At 71.9% G+C, this 15,560-nt stretch carries 16 protein-coding genes; 6 read left to right on the forward strand and 10 right to left on the reverse strand.

What is annotated here, in order from left to right; translation table 11 throughout:
- Positions 1-45: 45 nt before the first annotated feature.
- Positions 46-171, reverse strand: a complete 126-nt coding sequence (locus ACFW2G_RS23580; protein WP_384582556.1) for a hypothetical protein — start codon at positions 169-171, stop codon at positions 46-48.
- A gap of 5 nt (positions 172-176) precedes the next feature.
- Between ACFW2G_RS23580 and ACFW2G_RS23585 the strand changes: the two genes are divergently transcribed.
- Positions 177-782 (forward strand): DinB family protein, encoded by a 606-nt coding sequence (locus ACFW2G_RS23585; protein WP_384582553.1) that lies wholly within the window; start codon positions 177-179, stop codon positions 780-782.
- A gap of 165 nt (positions 783-947) precedes the next feature.
- Here ACFW2G_RS23585 and ACFW2G_RS23590 read toward each other — a convergent pair whose 3' ends face one another.
- Positions 948-1,907 (reverse strand): DeoR/GlpR family DNA-binding transcription regulator, encoded by a 960-nt coding sequence (locus ACFW2G_RS23590; protein WP_078556134.1) that lies wholly within the window; start codon positions 1,905-1,907, stop codon positions 948-950.
- Between the two features lie 175 nt (positions 1,908-2,082).
- A complete protein-coding gene (locus ACFW2G_RS23595; RefSeq protein ID WP_037919216.1) occupies positions 2,083-3,522 on the reverse strand; it encodes an NAD(P)H-quinone dehydrogenase in 1,440 nt (479 codons plus the stop codon).
- Positions 3,523-3,721: 199 nt separating this feature from the next.
- Here ACFW2G_RS23595 and ACFW2G_RS23600 point away from each other — a divergent pair, with 199 nt between their 5' ends.
- The 3 genes from ACFW2G_RS23600 (at position 3,722) to ACFW2G_RS23610 (ending at position 6,807) form a co-directional block, all read left to right on the forward strand.
- Complete coding sequence (locus ACFW2G_RS23600; RefSeq protein ID WP_384582550.1) at positions 3,722-4,159, forward strand: gamma-glutamylcyclotransferase; 438 nt, start codon at positions 3,722-3,724, stop codon at positions 4,157-4,159.
- A gap of 159 nt (positions 4,160-4,318) precedes the next feature.
- On the forward strand, positions 4,319-5,125 hold the full coding sequence (locus ACFW2G_RS23605) for a purine-nucleoside phosphorylase (protein ID WP_030851168.1): 807 nt from the start codon (positions 4,319-4,321) through the stop codon (positions 5,123-5,125).
- A 35-nt stretch (positions 5,126-5,160) separates the two neighbouring features.
- Positions 5,161-6,807 carry a phospho-sugar mutase gene (locus ACFW2G_RS23610; RefSeq protein WP_384582547.1) on the forward strand — a complete coding sequence of 549 codons (1,647 nt, stop codon included), beginning with the start codon at positions 5,161-5,163 and terminating at the stop codon, positions 6,805-6,807.
- Between the two features lie 148 nt (positions 6,808-6,955).
- Here the strand turns inward: ACFW2G_RS23610 and ACFW2G_RS23615 are convergent, their stop codons facing one another.
- Genes ACFW2G_RS23615 through afsQ1 form a run of 3 tightly spaced genes read right to left on the reverse strand, consistent with a single transcriptional unit; the run spans position 6,956 to position 9,751 of the window.
- Positions 6,956-7,597 carry a hypothetical protein gene (locus tag ACFW2G_RS23615; RefSeq protein WP_052030324.1) on the reverse strand — a complete coding sequence of 214 codons (642 nt, stop codon included), beginning with the start codon at positions 7,595-7,597 and terminating at the stop codon, positions 6,956-6,958.
- Positions 7,590-9,077, reverse strand: coding sequence for a HAMP domain-containing sensor histidine kinase (locus ACFW2G_RS23620; protein WP_037919209.1), 1,488 nt, complete (start codon positions 9,075-9,077; stop codon positions 7,590-7,592). The genes ACFW2G_RS23615 and ACFW2G_RS23620 overlap by 8 nt, the downstream gene beginning before the upstream one ends.
- Positions 9,074-9,751: a two-component system response regulator AfsQ1 gene (afsQ1, locus tag ACFW2G_RS23625; RefSeq protein WP_063754818.1), complete on the reverse strand. Its 678-nt coding sequence runs from the start codon at positions 9,749-9,751 to the stop codon at positions 9,074-9,076. Before afsQ1 ends, ACFW2G_RS23620 begins: the two co-directional genes overlap by 4 nt.
- A 201-nt stretch (positions 9,752-9,952) precedes the next feature.
- Between afsQ1 and ACFW2G_RS23630 the strand changes: the two genes are divergently transcribed.
- On the forward strand, positions 9,953-10,651 hold the full coding sequence (locus tag ACFW2G_RS23630; protein WP_037919208.1) for a SigE family RNA polymerase sigma factor: 699 nt from the start codon (positions 9,953-9,955) through the stop codon (positions 10,649-10,651).
- Positions 10,652-10,886: 235 nt separating this feature from the next.
- Here the strand turns inward: ACFW2G_RS23630 and ACFW2G_RS23635 are convergent, their stop codons facing one another.
- The gene (locus tag ACFW2G_RS23635; protein ID WP_037919207.1) at positions 10,887-11,588 is read right to left on the reverse strand and encodes a uridine kinase; all 702 of its coding nucleotides are present in this window, start codon (positions 11,586-11,588) and stop codon (positions 10,887-10,889) included.
- A 51-nt stretch (positions 11,589-11,639) separates the two neighbouring features.
- Here ACFW2G_RS23635 and ACFW2G_RS23640 point away from each other — a divergent pair, with 51 nt between their 5' ends.
- The gene (locus ACFW2G_RS23640; RefSeq protein ID WP_037919206.1) at positions 11,640-11,990 is read left to right on the forward strand and encodes a hypothetical protein; all 351 of its coding nucleotides are present in this window, start codon (positions 11,640-11,642) and stop codon (positions 11,988-11,990) included.
- 139 nt (positions 11,991-12,129) lie between these two features.
- On the opposite strand, the gene ACFW2G_RS23645 is transcribed toward ACFW2G_RS23640, so the two are convergent.
- From ACFW2G_RS23645 to deoC, 3 genes are read right to left on the reverse strand one after another with little or no spacing between them, the layout of a single operon-like run.
- On the reverse strand, positions 12,130-13,026 hold the full coding sequence (locus ACFW2G_RS23645; RefSeq protein WP_037919205.1) for an aldehyde dehydrogenase family protein: 897 nt from the start codon (positions 13,024-13,026) through the stop codon (positions 12,130-12,132).
- On the reverse strand, positions 13,019-14,470 hold the full coding sequence (locus ACFW2G_RS23650; protein ID WP_384452634.1) for an aldehyde dehydrogenase family protein: 1,452 nt from the start codon (positions 14,468-14,470) through the stop codon (positions 13,019-13,021). Before ACFW2G_RS23650 ends, ACFW2G_RS23645 begins: the two co-directional genes overlap by 8 nt.
- Positions 14,471-14,476: 6 nt before the next feature.
- Positions 14,477-15,439 carry a deoxyribose-phosphate aldolase gene (deoC, locus tag ACFW2G_RS23655; protein ID WP_106967562.1) on the reverse strand — a complete coding sequence of 321 codons (963 nt, stop codon included), beginning with the start codon at positions 15,437-15,439 and terminating at the stop codon, positions 14,477-14,479.
- Positions 15,440-15,560 lie beyond the last annotated feature (121 nt).

Here is a 15,560-nt window from a genome sequence, read left to right on the forward strand (position 1 = left end):
GTTCGGGTCCCGGGGGCCGGTGTCATGTGCGGGGCGGCCCACCCGTCACCAGGTGCCCGGGGTCGCCTCCCAGCTCCTCAGGTGGTCGTTGAAGCCGCCGTCGGGCCGGGCCCGGCCGCCGCGGGCCGGGTAACGGATCTTGAGGCCGTAAGCGGTCGATGGCAGGCTCATGCCGCATGATGGACGAATTCGCGAAGGACCACCTGCACGGGAGACTGCGGCGGGACCGCGCGGCACTCCTCTGGAAGCTCGACGGCCTGTCCGAATACGATGCCCGTCGCCCTCTGACAGCGACCGGGACCAACCTCCTCGGCCTGGTCAAACACCTGGCGACGGTCGAGGCCAGGTACTTCGGCGAGGTCTTCGACCGCACCTCCCCGGAACCGCTGCCCAGGTGGCAGGACGCCGACGACAGTGATCTGTGGGCGACCGAGGACGAGACCCGCGATCAGATCATCGCGTTCTACCGGCGTACCTGGGAACACGCGGACGCGACGATCGGCGAGCTTTCCCTGGACGCCCCCGGCCGGGTGCCGTGGTGGCCGGAGCCTCATGCCGACACGAACCTGTTCGCCGTCATGGTCCATGTCCTCGGCGAGTCCGTCCGGCATGCCGGACACGCCGACATCCTGCGCGAGAGCCTCGACGGCCGGACCGGGCTGCGTTCCGAACACGAGCAGCAGATCGACCAGGAAGCCCGTGCGGCCTACCGCGCGAAGATCGAGCAGGCCGCCAGGTCGGCCGCACCGGTGGGGGCTCGGAGGGAGTCTCCCGTGACGTGACGGCCGCGCGGCGTTGTGCCGGTCGGGGGTGCTGTTCCGCCGAAGCATCCGGCTCCTGTGGAACCCGGTGAGCCGGCCGCCCGGTTGCCGCCGGTGTTCGGCGCCCGGCCCGCCACCGCGCATCTCCGCTTCACGCGGCCCGGGACATCCCGACCTCCAGCACCGCTACCGGCGCCGCATGTCCGCCACGCGGGCCCGTTCGCGCTCCCGTTCACCCGGGTCCGTCAGAGCCGACGCGCTGCGCAGCTGGGCCGTCGGGCCGCCGCGGCGCTGAACCGGGAGGGGGGAGTCGCGGCGGGGGCGGCGGGCGCCCAGGCCGTCCACGCCGCCGGGGGCCGCGGCCTGGCCGCCCGCCACCGTGATCTGGACGCCCTGGTCGGCCAGGGCCTGGAGCTCGGTGGCGGCGCGGTCGTCGTGCGGCGGGGGTTCGTCCGTGACCAGGCGGGTCATCACGTCCGTCGGCACCGTCTGGAACATGGTGTCCGTGCCGAGCTTGGTGTGGTCCGCCAGGACCACCACCTCCGCGGCCGCCTGCACCAGCGCCCGGTCCACGCTCGCGCTGAGCATGTTGGACGTGGACAGGCCGCGCTCCGCCGTCAGACCGCTGCCCGACAGGAAGGCACGGGAGACCCGCAGTCCCTGGAGGGACTGCTCGGCCCCGCTGCCGACGAGGGCGTAGTTGGACCCGCGCAGGGTGCCGCCGGTCATGACGACCTCGACCCGGTTGGCGTGGGCCAGCGCCTGGGCGACCAGGAGGGAGTTGGTGACGACGGTCAGGCCGGGCACGCGGGCGAGCCGGCGGGCCAGCTCCTGCGTCGTGGTGCCCGCGCCGACGACGACGGCCTCGCCCTCTTCGACGAGGCCGGCCGCGACATCGGCGATGGCGGTCTTCTCCGCCGTCGCGAGATGGGACTTTTGCGGAAAGCCGGACTCCCGCGTGAAACCGCCCGGCAAGACCGCACCGCCGTGCCGGCGGTCGAGGAGTCCTTCGGCCTCCAGCGCCCGCACGTCCCGCCGTACGGTCACTTCGGAGGTCTGGACGACACGGGCGAGCTCCCGGAGCGACACCGCTCCGTTGGCCCGCACCATTTCGAGGATCAATTGGCGACGTTCTGCAGCGAACACGAAACTGACAGTAACCCCAACGACCGTCTGGTTTCAGCTCTTTGCGTCGGAATACCGAAGTTGTCCATATGGCGGGGCGACTAGTGGTATACGCAGCCCGAGGGGTGGGTGAACGTACGACCACGCGACCGTGTACCGCCCCAACACCCTTGGGGCGTGGGGCGGTTGAGGTCGCTCAGGCCTCTCCGGCGGTCTTCCGCGTGTGCAACTGGCGCGCCACCTCAGCGATCGACCCCGACAGTGAGGGGTACACGGTGAACGCGTTTGCGATCTGCTCGACCGTCAGATTGTTGTCGACGGCGATCGAGATCGGGTGGATGAGCTCGCTCGCGCGCGGGGAGACGACCACGCCGCCGACCACGATGCCGGTGCCCGGGCGGCAGAACATCTTCACGAAGCCGTCCCGGATGCCCTGCATCTTGGCGCGCGGGTTGCGCAACAGCGGAAGCTTCACGACCCGGGCGTCGATCTTGCCGGCGTCCACGTCGGCCTGGGTGTAGCCGACCGTAGCGATCTCCGGGTCGGTGAAGACGTTCGAGGACACCGTCTTCAGGTTCAGCGGGGCCACCGCGTCGCCGAGGAAGTGGTACATCGCGATGCGCCCCTGCATGGCGGCGACGGACGCGAGCGCGAAGACGCCCGTGACGTCACCGGCGGCGTAGACGCCCGGCGCGGAGGTGCGCGAGACCTTGTCGGTCCAGATGTGCCCGGAGTCCTTGAGGCGGACGCCGGACTCCTCCAGGTTCATGTTCTGCGTGTTCGGGATCGCGCCGACCGCCATCAGGCAGTGCGTGCCGGTGAGCACCCGGCCGTCGGAGAGGGTCACCTCGACGCGGTCGCCGACCCGCTTGGCGGACTCGGCGCGCGAGCGCCCGACGACGTTCATGCCGCGGCGCCGGAAGACGTCCTCCAGGACGGCGGCCGCGTCGGGGTCCTCGCCCGGCAGCACGCGGTCGCGGGAGGACACCAGGGTGACCCGGGAGCCGAGCGCCTGGTACGCGCCGGCGAACTCGGCACCGGTGACACCCGAACCGACCACGATGAGCTCCTCGGGGAGCTCGTCCAGGTCGTAGACCTGCGTCCAGTTCAGGATGCGCTCGCCGTCGGGCTGGGCGTCGGGGATCTCGCGCGGGGTGCCGCCGGTGGCGATGAGGACGGCGTCGGCCGTCAGGATCGTCTCGGTGCCGTCCGCCGCGGTGACGATGACGTCCCGGGTGCCGTCGATGCCCTGCGGGCCGCCCAGCTTGCCGCGGCCGCGCATGACCTTGGCGCCGGCCCGGGTGACGGAAGCGGTGATGTCGTGCGACTGGGCGAGCGCGAGGCGCTTGACGCGCCGGTTCACCTTGCCGAGGTCCACGCCCACGACGCGCGCCGCCTGCTCGACGTGCGGCGTGTCGTCGGCGACGATGATCCCCAGCTCCTCGTAGGAGGAGTCGAAGGTGGTCATCACCTCGGCGGTCGCGATCAGAGTCTTGGAAGGTACGCAGTCGGTCAGGACAGACGCCCCGCCCAGACCGTCGCAGTCCACGACGGTCACCTCCGCGCCGAGCTGGGCGCCGACCAGCGCCGCCTCATACCCGCCGGGTCCGCCGCCGATGATCACGATCCGGGTCACGAAAAGTCCGCCTCACGTCTACCCGGCCGGCTGCCGCCCCGGCCGGTGTTCCGGGGGTTCTCCCCGGGGGATGCATTCCGTGCTCCATTGTCCCGCACGCTTCAAGGTGCTTCGCGCCCGGTCCCGCCGCGGGACTCCGTCCGGGGGTACGCCCGGCCGGGCGCTCCCCCACGACCGCCCCTCCCGTACCCTCGACCCCATGTCGCTCTACGCCGCGTACGCCGGCAACCTCGACCCGCGGCTGATGACGCGCCGCGCCCCCCATTCGCCGCTGCGCGGCACGGGCTGGATCAACGACTGGCGGCTGACCTTCGGCGGCGAGCAGATGGGCTGGGAGGGCTCCCTCGCCACGATCGTGGAAGCCCCCCGTCAGCAGGTCTTCGTCGCCCTCTACGACATCGCTCCGCTGGACGAGGACTCGATGGACCGCTGGGAGGGCGTCGGGCTCGACATCTACCGGCGCATGCGGATCCGGGTGCACACCCTGGAAGGCGACGAGGCCGCCTGGTGCTACGTGCTCAACGGCTACGAGGGCGGTCTGCCCTCGGCGCGCTACCTGGGCGAGATCGCCGACGCAGCCGAGTCCGCCGGCGCTCCGCACGACTACGTGATGGAGCTGCGCAAGCGCCCCTGCTGAATTCCCCGGCAGGACCCGCACCGGTTGGCCGTCCAACCCATCACCGCAGGTCACCGCCGGTGTGGACGGGTAGGTGGTGGGAAACGACAACACAACGATCCGAGCATGGTGAGCTGTGCCATCTACGCGCGTAGGCAATGAGCGGCTACGCTCGTCTGCGTGAACGCATCTGTTACCGATCCCACCGCCGCCGCCGACGCCGCAGCCGCCCGCCTGCGGGAGCTCACCGGCGCCGAGACCCACGATGTCGCCCTCGTCATGGGCTCCGGCTGGGCCCCGGCCGCCGAGGCCCTGGGCGCCCCCGAGGCCGAGTTCCTCGTCACCGAGCTGCCCGGGTTCCCCCCGGCCGCCGTCGAAGGACACGGCGGCAAGGTCCGCTCGTACAAGATCGGCGACAAGCGCGCGCTGGTCTTCCTGGGCCGCACCCACTACTACGAGGGCCGTGGCGTCGCCGCCGTCGCCCACGGTGTCCGTACCGCCGTCGCCGCGGGCTGCAAGACCGTCGTGCTGACCAACGGCTGCGGTGGTCTGCGCGAGGGCATGCAGCCCGGCCAGCCGGTGCTGATCAGCGACCACATCAACATGACGGCCACTTCGCCGATCATCGGCGCGAACTTCGTGGACCTGACGAACCTGTACTCGCCCGCGCTGCGCGCGCTGTGCAAGGAGATCGACCCCTCCCTGGAGGAGGGCGTGTACGTCCAGTTCCCCGGCCCGCACTACGAGACCCCGGCCGAGATCAACATGATCCGCGTCATGGGCGCCGACCTGGTCGGCATGTCCACCGTGCTGGAGGCCATCGCCGCCCGCGAGGCCGGCGCCGAAGTGCTCGGCATCTCCCTGGTCACCAACCTGGCGGCGGGCATCTCCGGCGAGCCGCTGAACCACGAAGAGGTCCTCCAGGCCGGCCGCGACTCGGCCGCGCGCATGGGCAAGCTGCTGACCCAGGTCCTCGCCCGCATCTGAGGCCCCGGGACCGTACGAGAGGTAAGGCGGAAGTAGTGCAGGAACAGGACGACCTGATCACCCGGGCGCAGGCCTGGCTGGCGGAGGACCCCGACCCGGAGACCGCGGCCGAGCTCGCCGCGCTCCTCGACGCGGGCGACACGGCGGAGCTCGCCGACCGGTTCTCCGGCACCCTGCAGTTCGGCACCGCCGGACTGCGCGGTGAGATCGGCGCGGGCCCGATGCGGATGAACCGCAGCGTGGTCATCCGGGCCGCGGCGGGCCTCGCGGCCTACCTGAAGGGCCAGGGCCACGCCGGCGGCCTGGTCGTCGTCGGCTACGACGCCCGCTACAAGTCGGCGGACTTCGCCCGCGACACCGCGGCCGTGATGACCGGCGCCGGGCTGCGCGCGGCCGTCCTGCCCCGCCCGCTGCCCACGCCCGTCCTCGCCTACGCCATAAGGCACCTGGGCGCCGTGGCCGGCGTCGAGGTGACCGCGAGCCACAACCCGCCCCGGGACAACGGCTACAAGGTCTACCTCGGTGACGGCTCGCAGATCGTCTCCCCGGCCGACGCGGAGATCGCGGCGGAGATCGCCGGCATCGGCGCGCTCGCCTCGGTCCCCCGCCCGGACTCCGGCTGGGAGGACCTCGGCGACGAGGTCCTGGAGGCCTACCTGGCCCGTACGGACGCGGTCCTGACTCCCGGTTCCCCCCGCGGTGTGCGGACCGTCTACACGGCCATGCACGGCGTCGGCAAGGACGTCGTGATGGCGGCCTTCGCCCGGCACGGCTTCCCGGAACCGGTCCTGGTCGCCGAGCAGGCCGAACCGGACCCGGCCTTCCCGACGGTGGCGTTCCCCAACCCCGAGGAGCCGGGCGCGATGGACCTGGCCTTCGCCAGGGCTGCCGAGGTCCAGCCGGACATCGTGATCGCGAACGACCCGGACGCGGACCGTTGCGCGGTGGCCGTCCCCACCGCCGACGGCTGGCGGATGCTGCGCGGCGACGAGGTCGGCGCGCTGCTCGCGGCGCACCTGGTCCACAAGGGCGCGACCGGCGTGTTCGCCGAGTCCATCGTCTCCTCCAGCCTCCTGGGCCGGATCGCGGAGGCGGCGGGCGTCGGCTACGAGGAGACCCTCACGGGCTTCAAGTGGATCGCCCGCGTCGACGGCCTGCGCTACGGCTACGAGGAGGCGCTCGGCTACTGCGTGGACCCCGAGGGCGTCCGCGACAAGGACGGCGTGACCGCCGCCCTGCTGGTGGCCGAACTGGCCTCGGAGCTCAAGGAGCAGGGCCGCAGCCTGACCGACCTGCTCGACGACCTGGCGATGGCCCACGGGCTGCACGCCACCGACCAGCTCTCGGTCCGTGTGTCGGACCTGTCGGTCATCGCGAACGCCATGGCGCGGCTGCGCGCGGAACCCCCGGTCTCGCTGGCCGGCCTGCGGGTCGTCTCGGCGGAGGACCTGACCAGGGGCACGGAGTCGCTGCCGCCCACGGACGGTCTGCGCTACTACCTGGACGGTGCGTACAAGGCCCGGGTCATCTGCCGCCCGTCGGGCACGGAGCCCAAGCTGAAGTGCTACCTGGAGGTCGTCGTACCGGTGCCCGAGGCCTCCGACCTGGCGTCGGCCCGTACCACCGGCCAGGAAGTCCTGGACGCGGTCAAGAAGGACCTGGCGGCGGCCATGGGCCTCTGATTCCCCGGCCGCCCACCGCTTCCGGCCCGGGGCTCCGGCCCCGCCGGGGCAGGTTCCCGCCCCGTCCGGCGGGAACCTGCCCAGCCGGATCCCCGGCCCCCCGAGCCCCGCTCGGGGGGCCTCGTCGCGTCCGGGAGCGGCGGACCGCTCAGCGCGGCGACGCGGTCGGCCGGACGATCTCGCCCAGTGTCGGCACCGACTCCGGCCGTGAGCGGACCGCGTCCGTGCACTCCCACGCGCGCGGCGGATCGGCGTCCGGTCCGCCCAGGACCACCGGTCCGGGGCCGGCCGACACCGTCTCGCTGCCCGCCAGCGTGCACACGATCTGCGACAGCGCCACCGGCGGCAGATCCTCCGGCTTGCGGCTGAGCCGCACCGTGCCCGCCGGGTCGCCCGGCTTCGGCGCACCCGCCGTCAGCCCCGCCGGCACCCCGGTCGAGAAGCCGGCGTCCCGCTCCTGCGCAGTCGGCGTCCGCTCCAGCGCTTCCAGCAGCGCCTGCGCGGCCTGCGCGACGGGATCCCGCAGCGCGCCCTTCTCCGGCATCGAGACGATCCGGTCCACGCCCACCAGCTGCGATCCGCAGACCAGTTCCACGGTGGCGCGGAAGCCCGGCGCCCCGCTCTGCCCGCCCGGCTGCTGCGCCGGGGTGTCGCACGAGACGCGCGACGGCGCCTCGCCCACGTCCACGGGCACCGTCGTCGCCCGGATCCCGCAGCCCGCCGTCGCGAGCAGGGCCGTCCCGAGGAGCGGGAGCAGTACGGCCGGCGCCGCCGGCAGGGTCCTACGCATCCGGATCACCCGTGATCGCCTTTCCCACGTCCACCGGCAGCCTCAGGGTGAACAGTGCCCCGCCACCGGGCACGTTGGCCGCGGCGATGTCGCCGCCGTGGATGTGCGCGTTCTCCACGGCGATCGACAGGCCGAGCCCGCTCCCGTCCGACTTCGGGCGGGACGCACTGGCCTTGTAGAAGCGGTCGAAGACGTGTGGCAGGACCTCCTCGGGGATGCCCGGCCCGTTGTCCTGGACCGCGATCACCAGCCAATCTCCCTGCACGGCCACCGACACCCGCACGGGCGAGCCGCCGTGCTTGAGCGCGTTGCCGATCAGATTGGCCAGGATCACGTCGAGCCGGCGCGGGTCGAGCCGCACCACGATGTCCCGTCCGGCGTCGAGTTCGACCGCGTCGAGCCAGGCACGGGCGTCGATGCAGGCCGTGACCTGGTCGGCGACGTTGACGTCGTCCAGCACCAGCTTGGCGGTACCCGCGTCGAAGCGGGTGACCTCCATCAGGTTCTCCACCAGGTCGTTCAGGCGCCGGGTCTCGCTGACGACCAGGGTCACCGCCGGGGCGATCATCGGGTCGAGGTCGTCGACCTCCTCCTCCAGGACCTCGGCCACCGCGGTCAACGCGGTCAGCGGCGTGCGCAGTTCGTGCGACATGTCCGCCACGAAGCGCCGGCTGGACTCCTCCCGCGCGCTCATGTCGGCGACCTTCTTCTCCAGCGCCTCGGCCGTCTTGTTGAAGGTGCGCGACAGGTCGGCGAGTTCGTCGGTGCCCGACACGTCGAGGCGGTGGTCCAGTTCGCCCTCGCCGAGCCGCCGCGCGGCGTCGCCCAGCCGCTGGACGGGCTTGAGCACGGTGCGGGCCGCGGCCTGCGCGAGCAGGGCGGAGCCGAGGAGGGCGAGGATCGTCGCGATGGTCAGCGACCAGGCGAGCGCGTTCAGGTCGTCCCGCTCCTGGGCGAGGGACTTGTACATGTAGCCGGTCGGCCCGCCGCCCACGATCCGCGTGCCGCCGACCAGGTACGGATTGCCGCGCGGCTTCGTGCGCTGCCAGTACACGTGGTATTCGGCGTCGTTCGCCGACGTCGTCTTCTGCCGGTCGTTCACCGCGTTCTGCAGGGACTTCGGCACGTCGGTCAGCCGGAAGTTGTCGGGCCCGGCCGCGCCGTACGTCAGGCGGTTGTCCTTGCCCTCCTGCACGAGCAGGACGCTGTAGCCGGGGCTGCTGCCCGCCATCAGCTCGGCGGTGCGCTGCAGCTCCTCCGGGGTCGGGTCGGCGGGCAGCGCGGCGGCACGGTTCTGCATCTCCTGCCGGAAGTCGCCGAGGGCGGCATCCTGGACGCGGGTGAGCACGGCCTCGCGGTTGAGCCAGTAGGCGATCCCGGACGCGGACACGGCTGCGGTCAGGGCGACCAGGGCGAAGACGACGAGAAGCCGCAGCCGCAGGCTGGTCCAGCGCCGGCCCGCGAGCAACGACCGGATCACTGCGGGGAGTCCAGGCGGTATCCGACGCCCCTGACCGTGCGGATCAGGGTGGGCGAGGACGGCACGTCCTCGACCTTGGCGCGCAGCCGCTGGACACAGGCGTCGACGAGCCGCGAGTCGCCGAGGTAGTCGTGCTCCCAGACCAGGCGCAGCAGCTGCTGGCGGGAGAGCGCCTGGCCCGGCCGGCGGCTCAGTTCGAGCAGGAGCCTCAGCTCGGTGGGCGTGAGCTGGAGGTCCTCGCCGTTCTTCGTCACCGTCATGGCGGCCCGGTCGATGACGAGTGAGCCGAAGCTCGCCGAGTCGCTCGACTCGCGTTCGCCGCGGCGCAGTACGGCCCGGATGCGGGCGTCGAGGACCCGCCCCTGGACGGGCTTGACCACGTAGTCGTCGGCTCCGGACTCCAGGCCGACGACCACGTCGATGTCGTCGCTGCGCGCGGTGAGCAGGATGATCGGCAGCTGGTCGGTGCGGCGGATCCGGCGGCAGACCTCGAAGCCGTCGATCCCGGGCAGCATCACGTCCAGCACGATCAGGTCCGGCCGCTGCTCACGCAGCAGCTTCAGGCCGTCCTCGCCCGTCGCCGCGGTGGCCACACGGTGGCCCTGGCGTGACAGGGAGAGTTCGAGGGCCGTGCGGATGGCGTCGTCGTCCTCGATCAGCAACAGGAAAGGCACGGGCTCATTCTGTCCCATGGGCAGTCGGGAGTTCGACCGTCAGGGGGGCCGGATCCTGCCGGAGTCCGCGGGTGTCCTTCGGACGGGTCCCTGTGACAGTGCTGTGACAGTCGACGGACACCCCGGTTAAGTCGGCCGGGCAGGCTTCTACTCAACGCACAGCGATCCGAAGCAGACACACTCCACGACGGGGGGCGCGAGATGAACACGCTGCACAGCACCACCACCAGCGCGGTTGTCACGCGGCTGCACGATGTGAACCGCCGGGCGGGTGTCCGTTCGGTGGCGGTCGCCCGGCCCCGGCCGGCCCACGTCGTAGCCATTGACGCGAACCAGTACCGGGCGGTTCCCGCCCAGCAGCAGACGCCGTCCCCGGCGTCGGAGGCGGAGTTCACGGCGTACGTCCAGGAGCGGCGCGCGGCCCTGTACGCGACGGCCTTCCACCTCACCGGTGACCGTTACGAGGCCGAGGACCTGCTGCAGAGCGCGCTGTTCTCCACGTACCGCGCCTGGGACCGGATCAGCGACAAGGCCGCGGTCGGCGGCTACCTGCGCCGCACGATGACGAACCTGCACATCAGTGCCTGGCGCCGGCGGAAGCTGAACGAGTACCCGACGGAGGAGCTGCCGGAGACGGCCTCCGACACGGACGCGATGCGCGGTACGGAGCTGCGCGCCGTGCTGTGGCAGGCGCTGGCCCGCATCCCGGAGCCGCAGCGCACGATGCTGGTGCTGCGCTACTACGAGGGCCGCACGGACCCGGAGATCGCGGAGATCCTCGGAATCAGCGTCGGCACGGTGAAGTCGAGCATCTGGCGTTCGCTGCGCCGCCTGCGGGAGGACGAGTCGCTGAGCTTCGGCCGCGACGAGGCGGAGTCCTTCGAGGAGCTGGTCGCCTGAGGGCGGTCGGCGGGACCACATGAACCACCCCGGCCACGGGGGACCGTCTTGCGGGGGTGAGGCGGCGGCCAGCGGGGGAGAAGGCGCGGGATCGGTCGGGCGGGGGTCCGACCGGTCCCGCGCACCCGTTTGCGGGCCCGCGCGGCGCCGGGCGGATGTGCAGTCGGTCGTCCTGTCGGTCGGGCCGGTCCGGGCACCGGGGCGCGCGGATCCGACCCGATCGACAGGTCGTCCCCTACGCGGCGGCCGGGCTCGTGGAGCGGCGGCGGCCGGCGGCCGCGATCCGGCCGAGGGCCTCGTCGGGGCCGCAGGCGTGGGCGCCCAGTTCCAGGTGGCGGGCCACGATGCCCCGCTCGGCGCGCATCAGGCGCCAGCCGCGGCGGATCAGGAACAGCACGGACTTGCGGCCCTCGCGCAGATCGCGGACGAGCCGGCGGCGGAAGGTCGTCGAGGGGCGGCCGCGCAGGCAGATGGCGTCCGCGAGGAGGCCGAGGTCCTGGCAGCGGGCGGCCACGTCCGCGGCGAAGATGCCCTCGGCGACGAACAGCGGCGTGCGGGCGATGTCGAGGGTGTCCCAGCCGGTCCGGGAGCTGGTGGCGATGTCGTAGACGGGCACGTCCGTCCGTCCCGACGCGCACAGCTCGGCGATCGCGGCGACGGCGGCGTCGGCGTCCCACGACAGGGGGGAGTCCCAGTCGATGTCGGAGCTGCCCTCCACCAGCGGCAGGCTGGGGTCGCCGGCTTCCTTGTAGAAGTCGTCGAGGCGCAGTACGGGCAGCCCGGCGCGGGCGGCGAGGGAGGATTTTCCGGAGCCCGACGGACCGGTCAGCAGGACGACTCGGGTCGGCGAAGGAGAGGAAGAGCTCACGGGACACCAGTCTGAACCATTCCCCCGGGTAGGGGATCCTCCCGGTGACCGGTTGGTGTCCAGGAACACACCTCCACTACGCTGCGTGCGCACGCGACTACGACCACAGGCGGGATCCCCATGGCACGTCACGCAGCCCCTTCGGCCCCGAACCGGCTCCGCAGCGCGGGTCTGACCCTCTCGATGGCCGGCGCCGCGCTGGCGATGGCGGCGGGCGGCGCCCAGGCCGGCGAGCTGGACGTCCCGGCGGCGGTGGCCGGGGTCACCGACCCGATCGCGAACCTCAAGGTGAACCCGCTGGCCCACACCGGCGTGGACCCGCTGGACAACGGGGTCGCCACCAAGGTCGCCGACTTCCCCGCCGTCGGCACCGGCATGGTGACGGGCATCCTCACACAGGGACCGTCCGTCGGCGAGCTGCCCACCGCGGCCGTCTCCTCGCTGCTGGGCCCGGCGCTGCCCGCGAAGTAGCCCGCACCCGGGCCCGTGCGCGGGCGTACGAAGGCCCCGGCGGCGCGGGGGACGCCGCCGGGGCCGGTCTCGCAGGAGGCAGGGCCCGGGCCCCGCGACCGGGGTCGCACCCGGCCGCGCGCTCCTTCGACGGCAGGACCTAGTAGGACGAGCCGCCCGCGCCCAGCGACCCGGTGGGGTGCCAGACCGTCTTGGTCTCCAGGAACGCCGTCATGCGGGAGGTTCCCGGGTCGGCGCTCCAGTCGTCCACAGGCTGTGGACGCAGGACGCGCTTGAGGTTGTCGGCCGCTGCGATCTCCAGTTCCTTGGCGAGCGCCGCGTCGGCGCCGGCCAGGTCGATCGCGTTGACGTCCTGGTGGGACGCCAGGTGCGGACCCATCTCGGCGGCCTTGCCGGACAGGATGTTGACCACGCCGCCGGGCAGGTCGGAGGTGGCGAGCACCTCGCCCAGCGAGAGCGCCGGCAGCGGGGACTTCTCACTGGCGACGACGACGGCGGTGTTGCCGGTCGCGATGACCGGGGCGATCACCGACACCAAGCCCAGGAACGAGGAGTCCTGCGGGGCGACGACGGTGACGACACCGGTGGGCTCGGGGGTGGAGAGGTTGAAGAACGGACCCGCGACCGGGTTGGCCCCGCCCACGATCTGTCCGATCTTGTCCGTCCAGCCCGCGTACCAGACCCAGCGGTCGATGGCCGCGTCGACGACGGCGGCGGCCTTGGACTTGGACAGCCCCTCGGCCTCGCCGACCTCGCGGACGAACTGCTCGCGGCGGCCCTCCAGCATCTCGGCGATGCGGTAGAGGATCTGGCCGCGGTTGTAGGCGGTCGCGCCCGCCCAGCCGCCGAAGGCCTTGCGCGCCGCGACGACGGCGTCACGCGCGTCCTTGCGGGAGGACAGGGGGGCGTTGGCCAGCCACTTGCCCTTGGAGTCGCTCACCTCGTACACCCGGCCGCTCTCGGAGCGGGGGAACTTGCCCCCGACGTACAGCTTGTAGGTCTTGAAGACGCTCAGACGCACAGAGGACTCAGACATCGAGGTAGGCCTCCAGACCGTGGCGGCCGCCCTCGCGGCCGAAGCCCGACTCCTTGTAGCCGCCGAAGGGCGAGGTCGGATCGAACTTGTTGAACGTGTTGGCCCACACGACCCCGGCGCGGAGCTGGTTGGCGACCGCGAGGATGCGCGAACCCTTCTCCGTCCAGATGCCGGCGGACAGGCCGTACTGGCTGTTGTTGGCCTTGGCGACGGCCTCGTCGGGCGTGCGGAAGGTCAGCACGGACAGCACCGGGCCGAAGATCTCGTCGCGGGCGACGGTGTGCGCCTGGGTGACGTTGCTGAAGAGCGTCGGGGCGAACCAGTAGCCGGCGGACGGCAGCTCGCAGGCCGGGGACCACCGCTCGGCGCCCTCGGCCTCGCCGGTGTCCGCGAGGGCGGTGATCCGGGCGAGCTGCTCGGCGGAGTTGATCGCGCCGATGTCGGTGTTCTTGTCGAGCGGGTCGCCCAGGCGCAGCGTGGAGAGGCGGCGCTTGAGGGAGTCCAGCAGCTCGTCGTGGATCGACTCCTGGACCAGGAGGCGGGAGCCCGCGCAGCAGACCTGGCCCTGGTTGAAGAAGATGCCGTTGACGATGCCCTCGACGGCCTGGTCGATGGGGGCGTCGTCGAAGACGATGTTGGCGCCCTTGCCGCCCAGCTCCAGGGTGACCTTCTTGTCGGTGCCGGCGATCGAGCGGGCGATGGCCTTGCCGACGGCGGTCGAGCCGGTGAAGGCGACCTTGTTGACGTCCGGGTGCTCGACGAGGGCCGCGCCCGCGTCGCCGTACCCGGTGAGGATGTTGACGACGCCCTTGGGCAGGCCCGCCTGGCGGCAGATGTCGGCGAAGAAGAGCGCGGAGAGCGGTGTGGTCTCGGCGGGCTTCAGGACGACCGTGTTGCCGGTGGCGAGGGCCGGGGCGATCTTCCACGCGAGCATGAGCAGCGGGAAGTTCCACGGGATGACCTGGCCGGCGACGCCGAGCGGGCGCGGGTTCGCGCCGTAGCCCGCGTGGTCGAGCTTGTCGGCCCAGCCCGCGTAGTAGAAGAAGTGCGCGGCGACCAAGGGGAGGTCCGCGTCCCGCGTCTCCCTGATCGGCTTGCCGTTGTCCAGGGTTTCCAGGACCGCGAGCTCCCGGCTGCGCTCCTGGATGATCCGGGCGATGCGGAAGAGGTACTTGGCGCGCTCGGAGCCCGGCAGCGCGGACCACTTCTCGAAGGCCTTGCGGGCGGCCTTCACGGCACGGTCCACATCGGCGGCGCCTGCCTGGGCGACCTCGGAGAGGACCTCCTCGCTGCTGGGCGAGACGGTCTTGAAGACCTTGCCGTCGGCGGCGTCGGTGAACTCGCCGTCGATGAAGAGCCCGTAGGAGGGGGCGATGTCGACGACCGAGCGGGACTCGGGGGCCGGCGCGTACTCGAAGAGGGAAGTCGTGTTGTCCATGTTCATGGGGTCTCAGTCCACCGTCACGTAGTCGGGACCGGAGTAACGGCCGGTGCTCAGCTTCTGGCGCTGCATCAGCAGGTCGTTGAGCAGGCTGGAGGCGCCGAAGCGGAACCAGGTGTTGCTCAGCCAGTCCTCGCCCACGGTCTCGTTGACCAGGACCAGGAACTTGATCGCGTCCTTGGTCGTGCGGATGCCGCCGGCCGGCTTCACGCCGATCTGGATTCCAGTCTGCGCCTTGAAGTCGCGGACGGCCTCAAGCATGAGCAGGGTGTTCGCGGGGGTGGCGTTGACGCCCACCTTGCCGGTCGACGTCTTGATGAAGTCGGCGCCCGCGAGCATGCCGATCCAGGAGGCGCGGCGGATGTTGTCGTAGGTCGACAGCTCGCCGGTCTCGAAGATGACCTTCAGGCGCGCGGCGCTGCCGTCGGGACGGGTGCAGGCCTCCTTGACGGCCTTGATCAGCTCGTACGTCTCCAGGTAGTGGCCGGCGAGGAAGGCGCCACGGTCGATGACCATGTCGATCTCGTCCGCGCCGGCGGCGACGGCGTCGCGGGTGTCCGCGAGCTTGACGGGCAGCGCGGCGCGGCCTGCGGGGAAGGCGGTGGCGACGGAGGCGACCTTGACGTCGGCGCCGTTCAGGGCGGCCTTGGCGGTGGCCACCATGTCGGGGTAGACGCAGACGGCGGCCGTCATCGGGGTGGTGCGGTCGGTCGGATCGGGATGGACGGCCTTGGCGGAGAGCGCCCGGACCTTGCCCGGGGTGTCCGCGCCTTCCAGCGTCGTCAGGTCGATCATCGAGATGGCCAGGTCGATGGCGTACGCCTTGGCCGTCGTCTTGATCGAACGGGTGCCGAGCGAGGCCGCGCGGGCCTCCAGACCGACAGCGTCGACGCCGGGCAGCCCGTGCAGGAAGCGGCGCAGCGCACTGTCGGACGTCGTCACGTCAGCGAATGCGGTGAGGGTGGTGGGCATGGTCACCAGAGGAGCATATCTACGCGCGTAGCGACCTGTCACCCCCCTCCCCCGATTCCGGCCGATCCGCTGCGGAATCGACACCTCCGCCACCTGTTACCCGGCCATGACAGGAGGGCGA

Source organism: Streptomyces sp. NPDC058880, assembly GCF_042742535.1.
Lineage (GTDB): Bacteria > Actinomycetota > Actinomycetes > Streptomycetales > Streptomycetaceae > Streptomyces.

Coding starts and splice junctions, on each gene's coding strand:
- ACFW2G_RS23580 (WP_384582556.1), bottom strand. CDS start 171: ATGAGCCTGCCATCGACCGCTTACGGCCTCAAGATCCGTTACCCGGCC.
- ACFW2G_RS23585 (WP_384582553.1), top strand. CDS start 177: ATGATGGACGAATTCGCGAAGGACCACCTGCACGGGAGACTGCGGCGG.
- ACFW2G_RS23600 (WP_384582550.1), top strand. CDS start 3,722: ATGTCGCTCTACGCCGCGTACGCCGGCAACCTCGACCCGCGGCTGATG.
- ACFW2G_RS23615 (WP_052030324.1), bottom strand. CDS start 7,597: ATGCGTAGGACCCTGCCGGCGGCGCCGGCCGTACTGCTCCCGCTCCTC.
- ACFW2G_RS23630 (WP_037919208.1), top strand. CDS start 9,953: ATGAACACGCTGCACAGCACCACCACCAGCGCGGTTGTCACGCGGCTG.
- ACFW2G_RS23640 (WP_037919206.1), top strand. CDS start 11,640: ATGGCACGTCACGCAGCCCCTTCGGCCCCGAACCGGCTCCGCAGCGCG.
- ACFW2G_RS23645 (WP_037919205.1), bottom strand. CDS start 13,026: ATGTCTGAGTCCTCTGTGCGTCTGAGCGTCTTCAAGACCTACAAGCTG.
- ACFW2G_RS23650 (WP_384452634.1), bottom strand. CDS start 14,470: ATGAACATGGACAACACGACTTCCCTCTTCGAGTACGCGCCGGCCCCC.
- deoC (WP_106967562.1), bottom strand. CDS start 15,439: ATGCCCACCACCCTCACCGCATTCGCTGACGTGACGACGTCCGACAGT.